At 66.0% G+C, this 20152-nt stretch carries 20 protein-coding genes and 1 tRNA gene; 9 read left to right on the forward strand and 12 right to left on the reverse strand.

Going from position 1 to position 20152, the window contains the following annotated elements:
- Position 1 precedes the first annotated feature (1 nt).
- The gene (locus tag FO044_RS13630; RefSeq protein ID WP_132992408.1) at positions 2 to 271 is read left to right on the forward strand and encodes a hypothetical protein; all 270 of its coding nucleotides are present in this window, start codon (positions 2 to 4) and stop codon (positions 269 to 271) included.
- Between the two features lie 142 nt (positions 272 to 413).
- Positions 414 to 1088: a Crp/Fnr family transcriptional regulator gene (locus tag FO044_RS13635; protein ID WP_132992409.1), complete on the forward strand. Its 675-nt coding sequence runs from the start codon at positions 414 to 416 to the stop codon at positions 1086 to 1088.
- Between the two features lie 56 nt (positions 1089 to 1144).
- Here the strand turns inward: FO044_RS13635 and FO044_RS13640 are convergent, their stop codons facing one another.
- The 3 genes from FO044_RS13640 to sp36 are packed head-to-tail and all read right to left on the reverse strand — an operon-like array spanning position 1145 to position 2616.
- Positions 1145 to 1969, reverse strand: coding sequence for an MBL fold metallo-hydrolase (locus FO044_RS13640; protein ID WP_132992410.1), 825 nt, complete (start codon positions 1967 to 1969; stop codon positions 1145 to 1147).
- Between the two features lie 3 nt (positions 1970 to 1972).
- Positions 1973 to 2446 carry a RidA family protein gene (locus FO044_RS13645; RefSeq protein WP_132992411.1) on the reverse strand — a complete coding sequence of 158 codons (474 nt, stop codon included), beginning with the start codon at positions 2444 to 2446 and terminating at the stop codon, positions 1973 to 1975.
- 5 nt (positions 2447 to 2451) lie between these two features.
- A complete protein-coding gene (sp36, locus tag FO044_RS13650) occupies positions 2452 to 2616 on the reverse strand; it encodes a Sp36 family protein (protein ID WP_132992412.1) in 165 nt (54 codons plus the stop codon).
- A gap of 50 nt (positions 2617 to 2666) precedes the next feature.
- On the opposite strand from sp36, the gene bagA reads away from it, so the two are divergent.
- Positions 2667 to 3695, forward strand: a complete 1029-nt coding sequence (gene bagA, locus FO044_RS13655) for an ATPase BagA (RefSeq protein WP_165943049.1) — start codon at positions 2667 to 2669, stop codon at positions 3693 to 3695.
- Complete coding sequence (bagB, locus tag FO044_RS13660) at positions 3695 to 4789, forward strand: ArsA family ATPase (protein ID WP_132992414.1); 1095 nt, start codon at positions 3695 to 3697, stop codon at positions 4787 to 4789. Before bagA ends, bagB begins: the two co-directional genes overlap by 1 nt.
- A 108-nt stretch (positions 4790 to 4897) precedes the next feature.
- Here bagB and FO044_RS13665 read toward each other — a convergent pair whose 3' ends face one another.
- The gene (locus FO044_RS13665; RefSeq protein ID WP_132992415.1) at positions 4898 to 5227 is read right to left on the reverse strand and encodes a WhiB family transcriptional regulator; all 330 of its coding nucleotides are present in this window, start codon (positions 5225 to 5227) and stop codon (positions 4898 to 4900) included.
- Positions 5228 to 5507: 280 nt separating this feature from the next.
- Here FO044_RS13665 and FO044_RS13670 point away from each other — a divergent pair, with 280 nt between their 5' ends.
- The 4 genes from FO044_RS13670 (at position 5508) to FO044_RS15175 (ending at position 10245) form a co-directional block, all read left to right on the forward strand.
- Entirely contained in the window at positions 5508 to 7937 is a 2430-nt protein-coding gene (locus FO044_RS13670) for a penicillin-binding protein (RefSeq protein ID WP_143966003.1), read from the forward strand.
- A gap of 31 nt (positions 7938 to 7968) precedes the next feature.
- Positions 7969 to 8946: a metallophosphoesterase gene (locus tag FO044_RS13675; protein WP_132992416.1), complete on the forward strand. Its 978-nt coding sequence runs from the start codon at positions 7969 to 7971 to the stop codon at positions 8944 to 8946.
- 85 nt (positions 8947 to 9031) lie between these two features.
- Positions 9032 to 9865 (forward strand): MFS transporter, encoded by an 834-nt coding sequence (locus FO044_RS13680; RefSeq protein ID WP_235831360.1) that lies wholly within the window; start codon positions 9032 to 9034, stop codon positions 9863 to 9865.
- Positions 9862 to 10245 (forward strand): hypothetical protein, encoded by a 384-nt coding sequence (locus FO044_RS15175; RefSeq protein ID WP_235831361.1) that lies wholly within the window; start codon positions 9862 to 9864, stop codon positions 10243 to 10245. Before FO044_RS13680 ends, FO044_RS15175 begins: the two co-directional genes overlap by 4 nt.
- An 11-nt stretch (positions 10246 to 10256) precedes the next feature.
- On the opposite strand, the gene FO044_RS13685 is transcribed toward FO044_RS15175, so the two are convergent.
- Complete coding sequence (locus tag FO044_RS13685) at positions 10257 to 11504, reverse strand: PucR family transcriptional regulator (RefSeq protein ID WP_235831362.1); 1248 nt, start codon at positions 11502 to 11504, stop codon at positions 10257 to 10259.
- A gap of 236 nt (positions 11505 to 11740) precedes the next feature.
- Between FO044_RS13685 and FO044_RS13690 the strand changes: the two genes are divergently transcribed.
- Positions 11741 to 13744, forward strand: coding sequence for a fatty acid desaturase (locus FO044_RS13690; protein WP_132992417.1), 2004 nt, complete (start codon positions 11741 to 11743; stop codon positions 13742 to 13744).
- Between the two features lie 121 nt (positions 13745 to 13865).
- Here FO044_RS13690 and FO044_RS13695 read toward each other — a convergent pair.
- The 7 genes from FO044_RS13695 to FO044_RS13725 all read right to left on the reverse strand — a co-directional run bounded on the left by FO044_RS13695 (position 13866) and on the right by FO044_RS13725 (position 20066).
- Positions 13866 to 13939, reverse strand: a tRNA-Pro gene (locus FO044_RS13695).
- 66 nt (positions 13940 to 14005) lie between these two features.
- Entirely contained in the window at positions 14006 to 15346 is a 1341-nt protein-coding gene (locus FO044_RS13700; protein WP_132992418.1) for a DUF2252 domain-containing protein, read from the reverse strand.
- A 28-nt stretch (positions 15347 to 15374) separates the two neighbouring features.
- The gene (locus FO044_RS13705; protein ID WP_235831363.1) at positions 15375 to 16934 is read right to left on the reverse strand and encodes a hypothetical protein; all 1560 of its coding nucleotides are present in this window, start codon (positions 16932 to 16934) and stop codon (positions 15375 to 15377) included.
- Complete coding sequence (locus tag FO044_RS13710) at positions 16931 to 17389, reverse strand: hypothetical protein (RefSeq protein WP_132992419.1); 459 nt, start codon at positions 17387 to 17389, stop codon at positions 16931 to 16933. The genes FO044_RS13705 and FO044_RS13710 overlap by 4 nt, the downstream gene beginning before the upstream one ends.
- Positions 17390 to 17440: 51 nt before the next feature.
- Positions 17441 to 17872, reverse strand: coding sequence for an organic hydroperoxide resistance protein (locus FO044_RS13715; RefSeq protein ID WP_132992420.1), 432 nt, complete (start codon positions 17870 to 17872; stop codon positions 17441 to 17443).
- 57 nt (positions 17873 to 17929) lie between these two features.
- Entirely contained in the window at positions 17930 to 18589 is a 660-nt protein-coding gene (locus FO044_RS13720; RefSeq protein ID WP_132992421.1) for a hypothetical protein, read from the reverse strand.
- A gap of 70 nt (positions 18590 to 18659) precedes the next feature.
- Positions 18660 to 20066 (reverse strand): hypothetical protein, encoded by a 1407-nt coding sequence (locus FO044_RS13725; protein ID WP_235831364.1) that lies wholly within the window; start codon positions 20064 to 20066, stop codon positions 18660 to 18662.
- Positions 20067 to 20152: the final 86 nt, after the last annotated feature.

Consider the following 20152-nt stretch of genomic DNA (forward strand, 5'->3'; position numbering starts at 1 on the left):
CATGCAAGGACTGGCCGCTCTTCTCGTTCCCCCGGTGCTGATGCTGTTCGCACTGGCGATGGAGCGCGTTCAGGCGGGGCTCGATCGGTTGTCGGTCGGACGAGCCCATGTCGAGGAGTTCCTGGACACGGCCGATGAGACCGATGTCGGCAACCTCGCGAAGGACGGTCTCCCTGCTGCGTTGGACGAGCTGCGCCAGCGGCGGAGCAATGACGAAACCGGTGATCCCGTGATTCCGGTCGATTCGGATGCTCGCAATCGCGCGAGCTGAAATGCGGACAATTCCGGAATCTCCGGTCCGGTTCGCGCCTCACGCACATAGTGATGGATTCAACAACTATGATTTTCCCCGTAGTGTTGATCACTGAGTGTTGATCACTGAACGCGTGTTCGGAACAAGAGAGGTTCTGTAGGTGGAAGAAGTACTCGCAAGGGCAGGCATTTTTCAGGGTGTCGAGCCCACAGCCGTCGCAGCACTAGCGAAGGAGTTGCAGCCGGTCGAGTTCCCTCGCGGGCACGTGATCTTCCACGAGGGGGAGCCGGGCGATCGCCTGTTCATCATCCTCGCGGGAAAGGTGAAGCTCGGACGCCGTTCGCCGGACGGTCGAGAGAACCTGCTGACGATCATGGGCGCGTCGGACATGTTCGGCGAACTGTCGATCTTCGACCCGGGTCCCCGTACGTCGTCAGCGACGACCGTCACCGAGGTTCGCGCCGTCTCGATGGACCGCGACGCGCTTCGCAAGTGGATCAAGGACCGTCCGGAGATCGCCGAGCAGTTGCTGCGGGTTCTCGCTCGCCGCCTGCGACGCACCAACAACAACCTGGCCGACCTGATCTTCACGGATGTGCCCGGCCGCGTCGCCAAGCAGTTGCTGCAGCTCGCACAGCGCTTCGGCACACAGGAGGGCGGCGCACTCCGCGTCACCCACGACCTGACGCAGGAGGAGATCGCGCAGCTCGTCGGCGCATCGCGGGAGACCGTGAACAAGGCGCTCGCCGACTTCGCACAGCGCGGATGGCTGCGACTCGAGGGCAAGAGCGTCCTCATCGCCGACTCCGAGCGGCTCGCTCGCCGCGCACGCTGATCATCCGCAGGCGTCACCGGCTGGAGTGACCTCCGCACGCGCTGGACGTTCATCGTTCAGAGTGTGCGGAGGTACTCCAACTGGGCCTTCACCGACATCCGGGCAGCGGGCCACAGCTTCTTCTCGACGTCGGAGTACACCTTCTTGACGACCTTCATCGGTTTCGCCTCGTCGGCGCTCATACCGAGGTCGTCGAGTGCACGACGGATCTGATCGATCCGCTCCTCACGGTGCTGCTTGTAGAAGCGAGCAACCGGACCGAGTTCCGGATGATCGGGGCCGTGCCCCGGCAGGAGCGTCGCGTCGTGCGCATCGACTATCAGCCGGTTGATCGAATTCAGGTAATCGCCGAGTCCCCCGTCGCGCGGGTCGAGCACGGTGGTCCCGTGACCGAGGATCGTGTCACCGGTGAGGACGGCCCGCTGGCCCTCCCACTCGACGAGCAGGCTCACCGAGTCGGCTGTGTGCCCCGGTGTATGGAGGACGGTGATCTCCACACCAGCGGCCCGGATCACATCCCGATCACGCAGACGCGGTGCACCCGACGAGAAATCTGCCGAGTAGCCACGGGAGGCGGCGCCGGTCTGCTTGCGGAACCGCTTCAGACCGCCGACGTGGTCGTGGTGTCGATGGGTGAGGAGGATCAGTTCCACCTCGCCCGCCGCATCGGCGACCGCCTGCTGATGGTCGTGCTTCTTCCGTGGCCCCGGATCGACGACCACTGCGGTCGCACTGCCGGGAGCCCGCAGGATCCACGTATTGGTGCCTTCGAGTTCCATCACGCCCGCGTTGTCGCACAACAGAACGGATGCGAACGGCGTCACCGGCCGCAGCCGACCGTAAGCGGGATGCTCCAGTGAATCCGCGGATGTGTCGGACATGACTCAGGCGACCTGGACGATCAGTTCCACCTCGACCGGCGAGCCCAGCGGAAGTTCGGCCACGCCGACTGCCGACCGGGCGTGCACTCCCGATTCCCCGAAGATCTCTCCGATCAGATCGGAGGCGCCGTTGAGAACACCGGGCTGCCCGGTGAAGCCGTGAGCGGAGGCGACGAAGCCCACCACTTTCACCACACGCACGATCGAGTCGACGCCGACCGCCGCGTGCACTGCCGCGAGCGCGTTGAGTGCGCACTGGCGCGCCGCGACGTTCGCCGCATCCGGGCGCACCACGCCCTCCGCTCCTTCGGAGACCTTTCCGGTCACCTTGAGTTCGCCGTCGACCACCGGCAGCTGACCGGATGTGTACACGAAGTCACCGGCGCGTACAGCAGGCGCGTAGCTGCCCACCGGTGCGACCACTGCGGGCAGCTCGATACCCAGGTCAGCCAGTCGAGTGCTCCACTGTCCGCTCACCCCACTCAGCCCTTCGGCCGCTTCAGGTAGGCGACGTGCTGCTCTCCGGTCGGCCCCGGCAGCACGCTCACCAGCTCCCAACCGTCCGATCCCCACTGATCGAGGATCTGCTTCGTCGCATGCGTGAGCAGCGGTACGGTCACGTATTCCCAGGCTGTAGATGCGCTCATACCGGCCAGCTTAACGGTTCGCGAACAGCGTCGTCGGCGCGGTCGATAAGGTGATCGTCGTGGCCGAGAATCCAGTGACCGACGACGCCGCCTCGACGTGGCCCGGACAGGCGCGCGATGCGCGCCTTCATTTCGTATCCGGCAAGGGCGGGACCGGTAAGACGACAGTCGCCGCAGCCCTCGCTCTGACCCTCGCGTCCCGTGGGCAACGGGTGCTGCTCGTGGAGTGCGAGGAGCGGCAGGGCATCGCGCAGCTCTTCGATATGCCGCCCCTGCCGCCGACCGACACCGAGGTCGCGTCCATGGAGGGCGGCGGCTCGGTGTGGGGACTCGCCCTGCAGATCGAGTACGCGCTGCTGGAGTACCTCGACATGTTCTACAACCTCGGATTCGCCGGCCGCGCCATCAAACGCGTCGGCGCGATCGACTTCGTCACCACCGTTGCTCCGGGTCTGCGTGACGTGGTCATCACCGGCAAGATCAAGGAACGGGTGATCGCTCTCGACGATCGGGGCCGGCGTCGGTACGACGCGATCGTCGTCGACTCTCCGCCGACCGGCCGCATCGGCAACTTCCTCGACGTGACGTCGGCGATGCGAGACCTGACCAAGACCGGCCCGATCCGGAATCAGAGCGAGGGCGTCGCAAAGCTTCTGCACTCGACGGACACGGCGATCCACCTGTGCACCCTCCTCGAGGCCATGCCTATCCAGGAGACCGTCGAGGCCGTCGATGAGCTGCGCGCCAAGGACCTGAACATCGGAGCGGTCTTCGTGAACCGAGTGGAGCCTGCTCATCTGCCGGCGGATCAACTCGACGAGATCGCCGAAGGCCGGATCGACGCCGACCGCGTGCGCACCGCGATCGGCGACGCCGGGGTGACTCTGACCGACGCCGACCTGGCGGGTCTGCTCACCGAGACCATCGAGTACGCCTCGCGCCTCCAGGCGCAGCAGATCGCGCGTGCCGAACTCGACGAGGTCGAGGCGCCACAGATCGAACTCCCCACCGTGGAGAACGGCGTCGACCTCGGCAGCCTCTACGAACTGGCGGACGTGTTGAAGAAAGCGGGAGCCTGATGCCGGACCTGAAGATGGGCAGCGTCCTCGCCGACCCTGTCACCCGTGTCGTGATCTGTTGCGGTTCAGGTGGTGTCGGTAAGACGACGACTGCGGCCGCGATGGCGCTGCATGCCGCAGAGCAAGGGCGAACCGTCGCCGTGCTGACTATCGATCCGGCGCGCCGACTCGCCCAATCGCTCGGCATGACCGAGCTGACCAACGAACCGCAGCCGGTGCCGATCCGGGAGGGCACCGGGTCGCTCGACGCGATGATGCTCGACATGCGGCGCACCTTCGATGACATGGTCGTCGAGCACTCCACGCCCGAACGCGCCCAGGCGATCATGGAGAACGCCTTCTACCAAACGGTCGCGTCGTCGTTCTCCGGCACTCAGGAGTACATGGCGATGGAGAAGCTGGGGCGCCTGCTCGCCGAGGACCGCTGGGACCTGATCATCGTCGACACTCCCCCGTCGCGAAACGCCCTCGACTTCCTCGACGCCCCCCAGCGGCTCGGGTCGTTCCTGTCGGGCCGGTTGATGAAGATGCTGGTGGGCGGAGGTCGCGGTGTCAGCCGGGTGGTCACCGGTGCGATGAGCATGGCGATGCGCGGTATCTCAACCATCATCGGCGGCGAGATCCTGCGCGACGTCGCGATGTTCGTGCAGTCACTCGATTCGATGTTCGGCGGTTTCCAGGAGCGCGCCAACCGCACCTACGAGTTGCTCAAGCAACCGGGAACGCAGTTCCTCGTCGTGGCCGCACCGGAGCCCGACGCACTGCGCGAGGCGTCGTTCTTCATCGACCGCCTCGCGAAGGACACGATGCCGCTGAGCGGCCTCGTCGTGAACCGGACGCACCCGAATCTCACGAACATCTCGACGGCATCCGCGCAGAGTGCGCTGGAGCGGTCGGACGATGGGTTGGTGAAGGGCATCCTGCAGGTCCACGTGGATCGTGCGGGCACCGCGAAGCGCGAAGTTCATCTGCTGCAACGATTCACGACGTCGCATCCGAGCGTCCCACTGGTCGGTGTCCCGGCGCTGCCGTTCGAGGTGGCCGATTCGGACGCGCTACGTGCGGTCGCCGAGCAGATCGTCAGCCGGGGCTGAACCCTCTCGGTGTCCTGATCGAGGTGCATCGAGATCAGCGACGGAGAAGGCGGGAGCAGTGCCCTCCGGAACCGATGAAGCCCGGCAACTGCATCGCCGGGCTTCGGTTCAGTTCTTGTCGGGGACCGCGCCGAGACGCTGTCGGCGACGCTGGGCTTCGAAGAACGCCGCCCACGACGTCACCTCGGGATGCTGGCGGAGCAGCGCTCGCCGCTGACGCTCGGTCATGCCGCCCCAGACGCCGAACTCGACACGGTTGTCGAGCGCGTCCGCGCCGCATTCCATCTGCACCGGACAGTGCCGGCAGATCGTCGCAGCTTTACGTTGTGCGGCCCCTCGGACGAAGAGGTCGTCCGGGTTCCCGCCGCGACAACGCGCTTGCGAGACCCAAGTCAGGCGTGCTTCCGAATCTCCGGAGGATAACGGCGCGAGAGTCATTGCGCGATCCCACCTTTCACCAAACCCATCGACACGAACCGACGCTCGGTTACGCGCATAAGATCTCCTTCGTGATGTAACCCTACATTTCGCTTGATTGTGGGGTAGCTCACGTCCATCACACTATTGAGACGCTTATCGCAAATCAAGTCCAGTCCAGAAAGCAGCCGTATCTTCCGACCGTTTCAGCAAGTCACTCCCGCCGTGAGATCGCATTCACACGTATCCTGGCGACGTGCCGAAGACTACGAACATCGCCGGACTGGCAGCCGCCTGCGTCATGGCGGGCGTGCTGGTGGCCGGACTGCTCTTCCCCGTGGCCAGCGGGGTCGGCGTCCTGACCAACCGTGCCGCGGCGACGATGGAGAACAGCTCGTCCGAACTCCTCAACGGGACTGTCCCCGAGGTCACGACGGTCACCGATGCCGCAGGCACGCCGATCGCCAAGCTCTTCGACCAGCACCGGTACCAGGTGGGATACAACGACATCGCGCCGGACATGATCCGTGCGATCATCTCGATCGAGGACCGCAGGTTCCTGGAGCACGACGGTGTGGACTGGCGCGGCACCATCCGCGCGGCGCTGAAGAACTCCTCATCGGGCGAGGTGCAGCAGGGCGCGTCGACGCTGGACCAGCAGTACATCAAGAACTACCAACTCCTCGTCCTCGCCCGCACCGAGGCCGAGCGTCAGGCCGCCATCGAGACGACTCCCGCCCGCAAACTCCGTGAGGTGCGCATGGCGATGACGCTCGAGCAGACTCTTACCGACCAGGCGAAACGCGAGCACGGGCTGGACGACGCGGCCGCCAAGCAGGACGCGAAGAAGCAGATCGTCACGCGCTATCTCAACACCGTCCCGTTCGGCAACGGCGCGTACGGCATCGAGGCGGCAGCCCAGACCTACTTCGGGCGCTCCGCGAAGGAGCTCACCGTCGAGGGGTCCGCGATGCTCGCGGGCATGGTCCAGTCGAGTTCGGCGCTGAACCCGTACAGCGACAAGGAAGCGACGATCAAGCGCCGCAATACCGTGCTGAACACGATGATCGACAACTTCCCGGACCGGAAGGCCGAGCTCGAAGCCGCGAAGAAGCGGCCGCTCGGTGTCCTACCCAAGCCGAACACACAGGTCCAGGGCTGCATCAGCGCCGGAAACGCCGGCTTCTTCTGCGACTACGTCCTGCAGTACCTCGCCGACAACGGACTCTCCCGGAAGACCGTGATGCGCGGCGGCTACCTCATTCGCACCACCCTCGACCCACAGGTTCAGGAGGCCGCCACGAAGGCGGCGAAGAAGCAGGCCGATCCGCACACCGACGGCATCGCCAACGTGATGAGCTCGATCCGGCCGGGCAAGAAGTCGCACGACGTCGTATCGATGGTGTCGAGCCGCGACTACGGCCTGAACTCCAAACGCGATGAGACCGTTCAGCCGCAGCCCTTCTCCATGGTCGGCGACGGCGCCGGATCGGTGTTCAAGCTGTTCACGACGGCCGCTGCGATGGAGAAGGGCATGGGGACCGGCGCTGTCCTCCCTGTCCCGTCGAGCGTCGCCGTGTACGGAATGGGTGACAGCAACGGCGCATTCGGGTGCCCGGTGAACGCGTACTGCGTCAAGAACGTCGGCCCGTACCCGCCGGAACTCTCATTGCCGCAGGCCCTCGCGACCTCCCCGAACACCCCGTTCGTCCAGCTTCTGAAGGAAGCCGGAGTCAAGTCCGCCGTCGACATGGCGGTGCGCTTGGGACTGCGCTCGTACAACTCCCCCGGCAGTTCGGGCTTCGGGGACCAGAGCCTCGCCGACCACATCAAGAAGGGCAACTTCGGTTCGTTCACGCTCGGACCGTTCGCAGTCAACGCGCTCGAACTGTCGAACGTCGCGGCGACTCTGGGTTCCGGCGGCACCTGGTGCCCGCCGAATCCGATCCAGTCCATCGAGCAGGTCAAGCGCGACGAGTACGGCAACCGGGTGATGGACGAGAACGGAAAGCCCGTGATGACCGCGGTTCCGTTCAAGACCCCTGCCTGCGAGCAGGTGGTCGACCCGGGCCTGGCCAACACGCTCGCCAACGCGATGAGCCACGACGATCAGGGCGCAGGCACGTCGGCGGCAGCTGCGCGCAGCACCGGCTGGAACCTTCCGCTGTCGGGCAAGACGGGAACCACTGAAGCTCACCGCTCAGCGGCGTTCCTCGGATTCACCAACCAGCTCGCGGCCGTGTCGTACGTCTACAACGACGGATCCAACCCGGCGGGCATCTGCACCGCCCCGCTCCGCCAGTGCGGCGAGGGGGACGTATACGGCGGCACGGAACCTGCGCGCACCTGGTACACCGCGATGAAGCCGGTAGCGTCGAAGTTCGGTCCCGTGAAGTTGCCGCCTGTCGACCGACAGTACGTCGCAGGTAGCGATCGCGGCCGTATTCCGCAGGTCAGTGGACTGCCCGCCAGCCAGGCGACGTCACGCCTGCAAGAGGCAGGGTTCAAGGTGAACCAACTCGACATCGACAGCGACCGCCCCAAGGGCACCGTCGTCTTCACGGCGCCTTCGGACAGCGCCATGCCGGGCAGCGCCATCGCCATCTACGTGAGCAACGGCCGCGGCAGCAAGAAGCCCGACGACGGCGACGGCGGAGCCAGCAACGGTTCGGTGAAGAAGACGGTCGAGGTTCCCGGCGTCGGTCCGGTGGTCATCGACGTACCGGAGTGATCGGCGTCTGAGCCCGCGTATCCTGGATTCCATGGACTCGGTTTCCGGAACGAATCTCTCAGCGTCACGTATCGCCCGGCTCGGCGCCGGCGCCGCGGGTGCCGCAGCGGCGGGGCTCGTCTACTCGACGGTGATCGAACGGAATGCGTTCGCGCTCCGTCATGTGAGCGCGCCGCTGCTTGAGCCGGGTTCGTCGCCGCTCCGGATCCTGCACATCAGCGATATTCACATGACGCCGCATCAGCATCTGAAGCAGGCGTGGATCTCCGAACTGGACTCGCTGGAACCGGATCTGGTGATCAACACCGGTGACAATCTCGCGCATCCGAGCGCCGTCCCCGCGGTCATCCAGTCGCTCGGCGGGCTGCTCGCCCGACCCGGCCTCTTCGTCTTCGGTTCCAACGACTACTTCGGCCCGAAGCCGAAAAACCCGCTCAAGTACTTCAAATCCGATCACACGCGCACGCACGGCGAACCGCTCCCCTGGCAGGACCTGCGCGCGGCGTTCAGCGAACGCGGCTGGCTCGACGCCACGCACACGGTTCGCGAGATCGAGGCGGGCGGGGTGCGCGTGGCAGCGGCGGGCGTCGACGACCCGCACATCGAGCGCGACCGTTACGAGACTGTCGCCGGACGACCCAATCCGCTCGCTCAACTGCGTCTCGGACTGACCCATTCGCCCGAACCACGGGTCCTCGATGCCTTCGCCGACGACGGCTACGATCTCGTCATGGCCGGCCACACGCACGGCGGGCAGCTGTGCGTGCCGGGCTACGGCGCGCTCGTGACCAACTGCAGCCTCGATCGCACCCGGGTGAAGGGGTTGTCGCGCTGGGGCGCCGCGATGGCTCTGCATGTCAGCGCGGGCCTGGGCACGTCGCCGTATGCTCCCGCACGCTTCAGCTGCCGGCCCGAAGCCACTCTCCTCACTCTGACGCCGGTCTCGCACGGCGGCTCGGACGCCGACATCGACGTGACTCTGCCCAGCCTCGTCGGCGTGCAGGGCTGATTCCTGACGTACGAGCCCTGCCAGACCAACGACGGTCAGGTTCGCTACCAGCGCGAGCAGACCGATCGTCCGTTTACGTCGCACGATGAATCGGTATGCGGCCGCACACGGCGTATTCACCGAGCGAACCAAGGCGAAAGCCATCGGAATCTGGGGCGCGACAACAGGACTCGGGGTGGCCTGCGGCCCGATCCTCGGCGGTTGGCTGCTCGAGTCGTTCTGGTGGGGCAGCGTGTTCCTCGCTCTGGCCATCGCCGCGGCAGTCTCCATCGTCGCGGCCGCGTCCGTCGTCACCACCTCGAGTGACCCGGCGACACCGCCTATCGACTACGGCGGCCTGGTGCTCTCGGTCCTCGCGGTCGGAACGCTCGTCTTCACCGTGACCGAAGCTCCGGATCGCGGCTGGGCAGACACCATGACCGTGACCGGGTTCGTCCTCGCGATCGCGCTGTTCGCGCTCCTAATGTTCTGGGAATGTGCTCGCGACGAGCCGATGATCGACGTGAAGCTGTTCACCAACATGCGATTCACCGCCGCCAGCGCGTCGGTCACGTTCGCCTACTTCGCACTGTTCGGATTCATCTTCCTCATCACGCAGTACTTCCAACTCGTCCGGGGATACCCACCTCTCGAAACGGGGTTGAAGCTCATCCCGGTCGCCGCGTCGATTGCCGCGGGATCGATACTCGGAACAGGTCTCGCCGTCCGCCTCGGCAACAAAGCCGTGGTGACTGCAGGGCTGTCGCTCTTCACGGTCGCGTTCCTGTGGATCGCGACCGTGAGTCAATCGACCAGCTACCTGGAGATCGCCTTGCAGATGATCCCGCTCGGACTTGGGCTGGGGCTCACCTCCGCGCCCGCGACCGAGGCGATCATGGGCGCGGTCCCCGCGACAAGGCCGGCATCGGATCCGCGATGAACGACGCCACCCGCGAGGTCGGCGGCACCCTCGGCGTCGCGGTGATCGGCAGCGTCTACGCCTCGCTGTATTCCTCCGGCTTCGCCGACTCCGGCGTCGCGCAGCGTCTGCCGACCGACGTGAAGGCCACAGTCGAGGAATCGGTCGGGGCCGCAATGGTCGCGGCTGGTCAGATCGACGCGGCAGGCGACAGTCGAACGGCACAAACGCTCACTGATGCAGCGGACAGCGCGTTTCTCGACGGTCTCGCCGCCGGTTCGTATGTCGCCGCAGGAGTCACCCTGCTCGGAGCGATCGTCGCCGCCGTCTTCCTGCCCGGACACCCGAAGGACACGGTGCCGTCAGGACATTCGGGTGCCGACGTATCGACGGCCTCGTAGCCGCACGAGACTCATCGGTCGTTCTGCAGGGCGCGCCGCCCGAGCACGTCGACGAGCACCAGAGCTGCGTGAGTCTCCGCGACCCGGTCCGCGCTGGATCTACCGACCTTCTTCTCGGCTCGCCGTAATCGCTGCAGCACAGTGTTGCGATGGATGTCGAGAGCCTGGGCGGCCTTCACCAGACTTCCGCGTGCATTGAGCACCGCCGACAGCGTCGCCCGCTCGTCTCGCTCCGCCGCCCCGTCCGCAGTGAGATCACCCAGCTCCGCCTTGACGAATCTCTGTGCGGCGTCGAGGTCATAAGACAACGCGTCCGCCAGAGACACGTCTCGAAAGTGGACCGCTGCCGGCGCCGGTCGATCCGCGATCTCGGCGACTCGCCGGGCCCGCGTGGCTTCGAGATGGGAAGTTCTGAACCCCGCCGCGCCGACATGCACGGACCCGAATGCGATGTGAACGTACGAATCCAGATCGTTCAGCCGGCTCGTGTTCATCGCAGTCGGCAGCACCTGACCCGTGACATTCATCCACCCCCAGACCGTCGTGGGACCTTCGGAGATGGTGAGGGCCCGACCGGCACCGAGCGCTGCCGCTGTCTTCTGAACGACCCTTTCGAGGTCGCGTCCGGGTTCGTCGGACCAACAGATCAGAGCGAGGTGCCGACCCGTCAGGCGGTGCGACAGGACACGCTCGGCGCGGGCCGGGTCGACGGGCTCGTCCGCGAGGAGTTCCCGCACAACGTCTGCGCGTTCGATCCGCACCTCGTTCTGTCGCCGACTCAGGGTGGCAACGTATTCACTGGCGATCTGACTCGAGATGCGGTCGATGTACCTCAGCAAGAACCGTTCGAGCTCGAAGAATACGGTGAGCGCTTCGGCGGCGCTGTAACCGGCAGTGTCGAGTCCCTCGCTGAGTTGCTCGACGAAGAACTCGTGACCGAGCCGGTAGAACCGCAATATGACATCGACGCTGTAGCCCCGTGCAGCCATGGCTCGTGCATGCTCCAGGGCGGTCACCGGTGCCCGCGCGGCCGACACATCGATGCCGTGTCGCACCATCGACAGCGCCGCTTCGATGTTCGACGAGCACGAGCCGAGAGTGAGACCGCGGATCTCGTCGTCGATGACGACCTCCGGAAGTCGGACGACTATGTAGTCCAGCATCGCGTCTGCCAGGTCGGAGGCGTTCGCCTGAAGCGACGTCGTCAAAGCCTTCGCCTGCTCGCCCGCCAGGACCGATTCGTGTCGTGGGCCGCTCACGAGTCACGGCGCATACGGGGGTAAGTCACCACGGCAAGAATCGTACCTCCTCTCCGACCACGTCACCGGAACTGATCTGACAATCAGCACAACTGATTCTCCGCTAATAGCGATTTCCGGCGCCGCTGTCGCCTCGTAAATGTGCGCAGAGCACATTTCAGTGTGCGGCGGCAGCCTTGTTCCCCCGTCGTGACGCGCTTAGCGTCTGAGTCACACAGCACAGAGGAGTGTCGACAATGGCGAACATGCTCGAACATCGAGGTGGCACAGACAGTGCCGCGGTGCCCCTACCTGATACCGGTGAACGAGTACCTGCCATCTCCTGGCCGATCGTCGGGATACTCGCACTCGGTATCGGAACCTTTGGCGTTTCCACGTGGGCGGCGCTCACCGGCGTGTTACCCGGCGTCGCAACCATCGCCCTCAGCTCCGCATCGATCTTCGTGCTGTTCACCGTTCTTCATGACGCGTCGCACTATTCGATCAGCACTCGCCGCTGGGTCAACGTGGCCTTCGGCCGAGTCTCGATGTTCTTCGTCTCACCGCTGATCTCGTTCAAGTCGTTCTCGTTCATCCACATATCGCACCACCGAAACACGAACGACGGCGCCTCCGATCCCGATCACTTCATCAGCGGCAGTCCGCGGTGGCAGTTGCCCTTTCGGTTCCCAGCCATGGATCTCCCCTACGTCAGGTTCGTTCTCAGGAACATCAACCGGCGCCCACGAGGAGAGGTGATCGAGACGATCGGCCTCGCCGCACTGGCGGTCGCCTGCATAGTCGGCGCGACGATGACCGGGCACCTGTGGACGTTGGCTGTGGTCTATTTGATTCCCGAGCGAGTCGCGATGTTCGTACTGGCGTGGTGGTTCGATTGGCTGCCGCATCATGATCTACCTGACACACAGCGCGAGAACCGTTACCGCGCAACGCGAAACAGAGTCGGTGGCGAGTGGGTTCTCACGCCGTTGATGCTGTCGCAGAACTACCATCTCGTCCACCACCTCCACCCCTCCATCCCCTTCTATCGATACGTCGCGGCCTGGCGCAAGAACGAGCAGGCCTACCTCGATCGGGACGCGGCGCTCATCACCGCGTTCGGCAAGGAACTGGACGCCGGGAGCTACGACGAGTGGAAACGCCTCAACGGGCAACTAGCTCCGCTGCTACCGGTGAGGGTTCCGGCCGGCTCCACCGCTACCCGCGCGACCGCCCACACCATCCCAGTGGCAGAGGTGCGGCGCCTCACCGCAGACAGTGTCGAACTCACGCTCGACGTGCCCGCCGACCTCCGCGACCAATTCGCCTTCCGACCGGGACAGCACATCACCATCCGGCACACCGTCGGCGGTGCACAGATTCGCCGCAATTATTCGTTGTGCACGTCATCAGCGTCAGGCGACGTTGCCATCGCTGTTCGGCGGGTTCCCGGCGGGGCGTTCTCCAATTACGCAGTCGAATCACTCTCAGCAGGGGACTCGCTCGAGGTGATGACCCCGACCGGCAATTTCGGACCACAGCTCGATGCACTGGCGCGCGATCACATCGTTGCCGTCGCCGGCGGGAGCGGTATCACGCCGATCCTTTCGATCGTTCGCACCACATTGGAAATCCAGACCGAGACTCGCTGCACGCTCTTCTACGGGAACCGGACCGTCGACACCACAATGTTCGTCGACGAGCTACGAGCCCTCGAGCACCGCTATGCGGATCGGCTTCGCGTGTTCCACATCAGATCCGCTGAGCAGAAACACCCTGCAGACCTTCAGGGTCGAATCGATATCGACCTGATCACCAGGCTCCTGCGCGACGACCTGGATTCGGTCGACAGCTGGTTCCTGTGCGGACCAGCGGAGATGACCACCACCCTCTACAGCAGCCTGGTCAAGCAGGGCGTTCCGGACGACCGCGTGGACATCGAACTGTTCCACGGCGTCCAACGGAGCGGCAAGCCGGATGGCGGCACCGCCGCCACGGCGACCGTCACCTTGTCTGGAGTCGGCCACAAGGTCGAGGTGGCGTCCGGAGACTCCCTCCTGGAAGCCTCACTCCGGGGTGGCCTCGACGCCCCCTACGCCTGCATGGGCGGAGCATGCGGGACATGCATTGCCAAGGTAGTGTCCGGTACCGCGAAGATGGACCAGAACTTCGCACTCGACAAGGGACGGGTCGAGGCCGGCTACGTCCTCACGTGCCAGGCACATCCGACGTCTGCGTCGCTCTCTGTCGATTACGACTGACGTCCACCACCTCTGCCTACCGACCCCACCCACGTCCGTATGCGTGAAGGTTGCGAAACGAGGAAGCCCCCGGTCTGCGTCTCCGCAGTCCGAGGGCCTCTTCTGCTATCTCAACCTAGCGTCGGGGTGGCGGGATTCGAACCCACGACCTCTTCGTCCCGAACGAAGCGCGCTACCAAGCTGCGCCACACCCCGTGTCCAACCTGATACAGCCTACAACGAGCCACCTGCAAGTACTAAATCGGCTGCTCACCAGCAGTTTCACAGTGACGCCGCACTCATCGCGCCCCGCTCGATCGCTTCGACCATCTCGACGTGATCAGCGGCGTTCAGCCGGCTGTACTCGAGGGAGAAGTCGGCGATCGCCTGGTCGAACGCCTTACCCGCCTCCGCCAGATACCCGGCGATCTCGTTGCGCGCGGCGGTGCGAGCGTGTGCCTGCGCGAGGACCTCGCCGCACAGGCGACCGTAGTACTTCATCCCCTTCGGGGACAGCGCCTCGGTCACGACCGAGCCCTTTCCGTCACGAAGCTGCCGCACGTAGAAGTCCGCGGAGACGCCGGCGAACGACCTCGTAGACACCCAGCCGAGGAAGATGTCGCTCGACGCCTGCAGAAGCTGCTGACCGAACACCACCCGCCGACCTTCCTGGTCGTACGCGTAACCCGGCACGTACTCGGCCAGAACCGACTGCTTCGCTTCGTTGAACTGAAGGAACAGCGGGTCGGCAGTCCCCGGTCCGCTGAACAACGCTATCCAGCAACGGGTTCCGACACTGCCGACGCCGACCACCTTGCGAGCCGCTTCGATGAGCGAGTATCGGCCGAACAACGTCGCGACATGATCGGGCAGGGTCTGCGCGTAGCGCTCGAAACCGTCGGTGAACCTCTCGTGCAGGTCGTTCCGTGACATCGAGGGAATCGCCTCCTCGGCGGGCACCAGCAGCGGCGGGTCGCTCTTGATGTGCGCTCCCGCGAGATCGAAGTAGCAGAGTTTCGAGAGGGCTTGCGCGCTGTCCCGGTGCTTCGCCTTCTTCAGCATCCTCTGTGTGCTCGACGCGCCCGCCGTGTCGAAGCGATCCCCGATGTCGGCGCTGATGTCGGTCGCGGCCACGTTGTCGTACCACGACGCCAGCCCTGTCTTGTCCGCACTCGCCTGCATCGTCCTGCGATACGTCTTCGCGGCTGCCTTCGCGCACGAGCGGGCAGTGCGCTCATCGAACCCGTTCTCCTGTGCAGCGACGACCATGCTGGCGGCGAGCCGCTTGACGTCCCATTCGAACGGACCGGGATGGGTTTCGTCGAAGTCGTTGAGATCGAACACCATCCGTCTCTCCGGGGAGTTGAACATCCCGAAATTGCTGAGGTGCGCGTCGCCGCACAACTGCGTGATGACACCGCTGTGCGGGGTCGCCGCCAGATCGGATGCCATCACTGCAGCCGCACCCCGGTAGAACGTGAACGGATTCGCACTCATCCGATCGTGCCGGACCGGCACCAGTTCGGGGATCCTCGACGCGTCCTGGTCGGTGAGGATCCCCAACGGATCGCGGCTCGCGGACCGATCCACCACGTCCGCGAGATCTTCGGCTTGAACGGTCACAGGCGCCACCTACTCCGGTGTCGGACGACTACTGGTACGAGATGAACCAGGGTTCCGGTCGTACACGGAGCGTGCGAGCCGGGGAGAACATCGGCGTGTCCTCCGTGTAGAAATTCTTCCAGCCCAGCCACACGTTCGGAGGCAAACCGTTGACGATCCGTCGCCAGGTCTGCATCTTCACCGACGGGATCCCGTGCCCGTCCGCGTGCACCACCGTCGCGAGTTCCGGATGGGACACATCGAGCTTGCTGCGGTCGCCGAGCATCGCCGCGTCGAACTGGTGCAGAACGAAGGCCTTCTGCGGCAGGTGATTGTCGCGAACGAGGCCGGCCAGCCAATCCGACGTCCGGTTGACCTCCGCCGGTTCCACCGCACCGATCTGGGTCAGGTGCTGCTGGTCGGGCTTGAGTCGCCACTCGGGATCGAGCGCGAGGCCGACGTGCGGCTCCAGAAGCAGATCGCGGTACATCTTGGCCTGGGTGAGGAAGTCCATGCGGCCGGGCTGCAGATCGAGCGTCACGTAGACGCCGGCCGCACGAGCAGCGTCCACCCAGGGGCGCAGTCGCTTCGGATCGACGACGTTCGTGTACTGACCCCGGAATCCGGGATCGGCGGACGCCACTGTCGCGATGATCTCGAACGCGGGTACGACCGGGGCATCGGATACCTTGTCGTACTTCCGCGCAGCGTGACGAGCCCGCTTGATCGACGCCTCGATACCCTGGGCTCCTAGCGGACCCAACGCGGGCACCCCCGGCGAGCCGTACAGTGCGACGATACGACGCCCGGGGAACACGATCTGCCCGCCACCGGACAGTTCCGGGACCGACCGCGCCAGCGCGATCCGCTCCTCCACCTCCTGCCGAGTGCCGAACTCGGTGCCGAAGGCGAGCACCGGTGCACCGACGTCGCTCTTGAGCGCGGCCACCGACGCCCCGTTGGCACGCGGATCCGCCACCGGGACGGGAACCACTGCGACTCCGGCGGATTCGGCGGTGGCGACGGCAGCGCGGTCGTCGTCGAGCACCAGCGCCATCGGATTCTGCGCGGCTGCTGCCGATGGGACCGCGGATGAGCCGTCGTCCGCTGCGTCCTCGTTCTCGACGGGGACACCGAGATCGGGAGTTGCGCCCCCGAGTCCGATCACCCGGCGAACACCGAGACGTTCCAGTTCGTCGGCTACCGCTGCGGCGCCGGCGTCGTCGACGGCGAACATCGGGAGACGACCTCGCTCGGCGATCTCCTCGCCCCGCTGGATGTCGGCGGTGGCAGCGCCCGCGGGGACCACGACCGCCTCCGTCGCCGAATCGAAGAGACTCCGACTCACCGACACCGCGCGAGGCACGCCTTCGTCCGACACGACGGTCACCGAACGCTCGGCGAGGACCGGCGAACGATCGCGTCCAGCGCCTGATTCCACGATCCCGGACGATGCCGCCAGCAGTGCGACGACGACCAGGATCCCCACCGCGAGGCCCCGGCGCTTCGTCAGCCCGGCGTCCGTGCCTCCGAACGGATCCCGCCCGGAGCCGGTTACGGCGGCTTCACTGCGGGGCCGACGACCTTGCGTCGACCGCCGTTCGCTCATTCGTCTGCCGCTGCGTCCGGTTCGGTGAACGACACCCGCGGCGTTGTCGCGGCGCTGAACACGGCGAGACCCGCGAACGCCAAGGCTGCGGCCAGGAACACGACCGCCACGGCGAGGAGCACTCCCCACACGACGAGGGCGGTGATCCCGTCCTCGTCATTGAGCGCCAGCACACCGGCGGCGGCGAGAACGGCGCCGAGGAGGGCCCACGCCGCACTGCGAACGCGCGGGCCCACCACCGAGCTGTAGAACAGGCGCCGGTAGACGCTCACCTCGAACTCCTCGACGGCCGCCAACCGGACGACGTCTCCGTCGGCGAGGCTCCGCAGTCTGGCCGCCAGCTCCGCATCGCGCAGCAGAGCCGCGGACTCGCGCTGGCGGTACGCCACGAATGCGATCGTGGCGACCGTCGCCGCGATCAGGCCGATGTATGCAACGGGCACCCAGTTATTCACGTGAGCCACGCTACCGGCCGAGCGTCGAGATGCGAGTCACACCCCGGCCCCTCAGACGCGGGACGTGACGGTGCTCACAACGTTGCCGCGGGTGGCCTTCGAGTACGGGCAGAAGCCGTGGCCGGCAAGGGCCAGCTCGTTGGCCTGCGAGGTCTCCAGACCCGGCAGGTAGACGTCGATGTCGGCGGTGAGACCGAACCCGTCGTCGGTGTCATCCTTGCCGATCCCGACGGTCACCTTGACCTCGGACCCCTCGGGCACAGTGGCACCCTGCTTCTTCGCGACGTTGCGCAGAGCGCCCATGAAGCAGGCGGCCCAGCCTGCCGAGAAGAGCTCCTCGGGGTTGCTGCCATCACCCTTGCCGCCCATCTCGGTCGGCGGCGCCAGGGTCAGATCGATGCGTCCGGTCTCCGACACCACCTCACCGTCACGGCCGCCGCCGCGCGAGGTCGACGAAACTCGGTACACGGGTGTCACAGTCATCGTTGTCTCCTTCATCGGGTGTCGACGCCGACTTGCGACCGGCGCACGGCCCCCAACCTACTCGCCGCGAGCGACCCGTATGGGCCGGACGCGAGTCGACGGCGGAAGCCAGTCACTCACGCTGCGTCGCATGGTCATCAACGCCGACAGGATGAGCAGACCGAACTGCACCCACGCGAACGCGCGGACCCACCCGGACATCTCCGGGTAGTTCAGCAGCAGGTCCGCAGCAACCGGGACGAACAACAGGAGGACGACGGTCACCGACAGGTAGACGTTCCGCACATTGCGGCTGTGACCGCGCTCGATCCAGACGAGCAGCGGCCAACTCAGCGCGACGGCGATCGGCAGCCCGATGAGAAACGCGAGCGGCCAGAACTCGGCCATCGATCCAGCCTTCTCCACTGGATCGACGTCCGGCACGTTCTCCAGACCGGGACGGAGACGATCACTCAGCAGATCGGTGATCTGGGACAGATGCGTGAAGCCGTAGACGATCCAGACGAGTCCGGCGACCGCCGCCAGCGCCCACGCTATGCGCGCGTCGCGGACCAGCGCGCGCGGCGGCTCACCCGGATCCACGGGGCGCGCGGGGTAACGGTTACGCAGTTCGGCGTCCTTCGACTTCCGCGCGATCTCGGCGAGGTCTTCGGCATCGAGTTCCGCCTGCGTCGGAATGCGGTCCGGGTCGTCGCCGGGCACGTCGGAGAAGGTCATGGGGACGATAATCGCATACGCTCGCTGCCGGTCTGCCTGCCCGACGGTGGGCGCCGGCCCGGCACGGCGCCTACCGTCCGACCTTCAGCATGCGCCCGACGGTGCCCTGCCATAGGACTCCGCCCGGGCCGATCATGCCGGTGAGCTGCATCGGCTCATCCAGCGGAGCGTCGCCCACCTTCTTCGAGACCACCCGCTTACCGGTCGCGAAGTCGACCCCTACGTAATTCACCGGGCCGAGCTGCTGCGGGCCACCGCGGTACGGACCGTAGGCGAGGGCGTGGATGAGACCGTCCTCGCGTGACAGACGGGGCAGGGTCGCCATCCGGTCGTGGCTGCTCCAGGCTCGCTTGCACTCCCCGTTCACCACGTCGATGCGCGTCATCGCCCCGCGGAACGGCGCCGTCGCCGGACGGCTGTCGCCGGTCACCGCCATCGGCGGGTACTGGAATCCGTAGGTACTGGGAATCACCAGGCTGCTGCCCCATGCCATCGGCGAGTTCTCGGTGCCCTGCGGGGACTCCGCGAACGCGCGAGTGGTGCACACCGTCGACCCGTCGGCGGCACGCAGGACGTGCAGCTTCGGAACCGGTGCGTTGTCGACGATCGCCACCCACGAGTCGCCACCCGGACCGAAGTACGTAGGCGTCGTCCCCGATCCCCAGGTGAGCTGGCCGGGTTTGCGTGCCGCGCCACGGTCGTAGGCGCGACGCCACACCGTGCGAGGAACCCCGTCGGCGCCCGCCCGCATCTCGTACAGCGCGTGCGTGGTCAGGACGGACGCCCCGCCGCGATGAATGGTCAGCCCATTGCCCAGAGCTTCGCCTTCCGGCAGGCGCGTGGTTGCGATCCGACCCGCTGTCCCGACCGTTCCGATCACCCCGTTCGTGGTCGCGAACCAGGTGCGACCCCGGTAGTCGGGCGCGAGGCCGGTGATCCCGTCGCCGCCGAGGTGCCTCGATGCATCCGTCCGGTCGTCGACGGTCAGCTTCCATCCCGATGCCGTGCGGTGGTGGCCGACGCGCAGTATCGCGCCGGTACCGTCGGCCACCACGACACGATCCTCATCGTCGAGGTAGCCGTACACGCCGCCGAGCAGCCCGCCCTTGGCTAGCGGCAGCTTCGCGAGAACCTGCGCCGTCTTCGGATGGAAGAGCGTGACGACCGGCGTCGCGATCTGCGGCGGGCTGCCGTCCAGATACGCGGTGCACAACGAGACCGGATAACCGTCACTGCCGACGAAGGTGGCGGCGCAGACCCCTCCGGGCACGCTCGACGCGGCCAGGCGCCCGCCACGCCCCGGCCCGGGAAGCGGTGTGCTGTCGGTGGACTCGACGTCGCCGTGCATCAGCGACGTGGCCGCCGGACCGAGACCGGGGAGGTTCCCCGGTGTCCCCGGTGCAGGAGAGGCGCCGATCAGTCCAAGGGTCAGCGTCACCCCTGACGCGACGGCGAGTGATCGAAATACGGCCTTCATTCGGTCAGGTTCGCATTGCCAACCCGTAATCGGCAGAGTTTCACCGATCGCGACGAGAAGTCGGCCCATACGGGTTGGCAATGCGC

Source organism: Gordonia zhaorongruii, assembly GCF_007559005.1.
Classification (GTDB): domain Bacteria; phylum Actinomycetota; class Actinomycetes; order Mycobacteriales; family Mycobacteriaceae; genus Gordonia; species Gordonia zhaorongruii.

Bases quoted from the DNA above. Each gene is read 5' to 3' on its own strand.
- FO044_RS15175 (WP_235831361.1), top strand. From the start codon at position 9,862: ATGAACGACGCCACCCGCGAGGTCGGCGGCACCCTCGGCGTCGCGGTG.
- FO044_RS13690 (WP_132992417.1), top strand. From the start codon at position 11,741: ATGGCGAACATGCTCGAACATCGAGGTGGCACAGACAGTGCCGCGGTG.
- FO044_RS13630 (WP_132992408.1), top strand. From the start codon at position 2: ATGCAAGGACTGGCCGCTCTTCTCGTTCCCCCGGTGCTGATGCTGTTC.
- FO044_RS13720 (WP_132992421.1), bottom strand. From the start codon at position 18,589: ATGACCTTCTCCGACGTGCCCGGCGACGACCCGGACCGCATTCCGACG.
- bagB (WP_132992414.1), top strand. From the start codon at position 3,695: ATGCCGGACCTGAAGATGGGCAGCGTCCTCGCCGACCCTGTCACCCGT.
- FO044_RS13670 (WP_143966003.1), top strand. From the start codon at position 5,508: ATGGCGGGCGTGCTGGTGGCCGGACTGCTCTTCCCCGTGGCCAGCGGG.
- FO044_RS13725 (WP_235831364.1), bottom strand. From the start codon at position 20,066: ATGAAGGCCGTATTTCGATCACTCGCCGTCGCGTCAGGGGTGACGCTG.
- FO044_RS13665 (WP_132992415.1), bottom strand. From the start codon at position 5,227: ATGACTCTCGCGCCGTTATCCTCCGGAGATTCGGAAGCACGCCTGACT.
- FO044_RS13675 (WP_132992416.1), top strand. From the start codon at position 7,969: ATGGACTCGGTTTCCGGAACGAATCTCTCAGCGTCACGTATCGCCCGG.
- sp36 (WP_132992412.1), bottom strand. From the start codon at position 2,616: ATGAGCGCATCTACAGCCTGGGAATACGTGACCGTACCGCTGCTCACG.
- FO044_RS13705 (WP_235831363.1), bottom strand. From the start codon at position 16,934: ATGAGCGAACGGCGGTCGACGCAAGGTCGTCGGCCCCGCAGTGAAGCC.
- FO044_RS13715 (WP_132992420.1), bottom strand. From the start codon at position 17,872: ATGACTGTGACACCCGTGTACCGAGTTTCGTCGACCTCGCGCGGCGGC.
- FO044_RS13640 (WP_132992410.1), bottom strand. From the start codon at position 1,969: ATGTCCGACACATCCGCGGATTCACTGGAGCATCCCGCTTACGGTCGG.
- FO044_RS13680 (WP_235831360.1), top strand. From the start codon at position 9,032: ATGAATCGGTATGCGGCCGCACACGGCGTATTCACCGAGCGAACCAAG.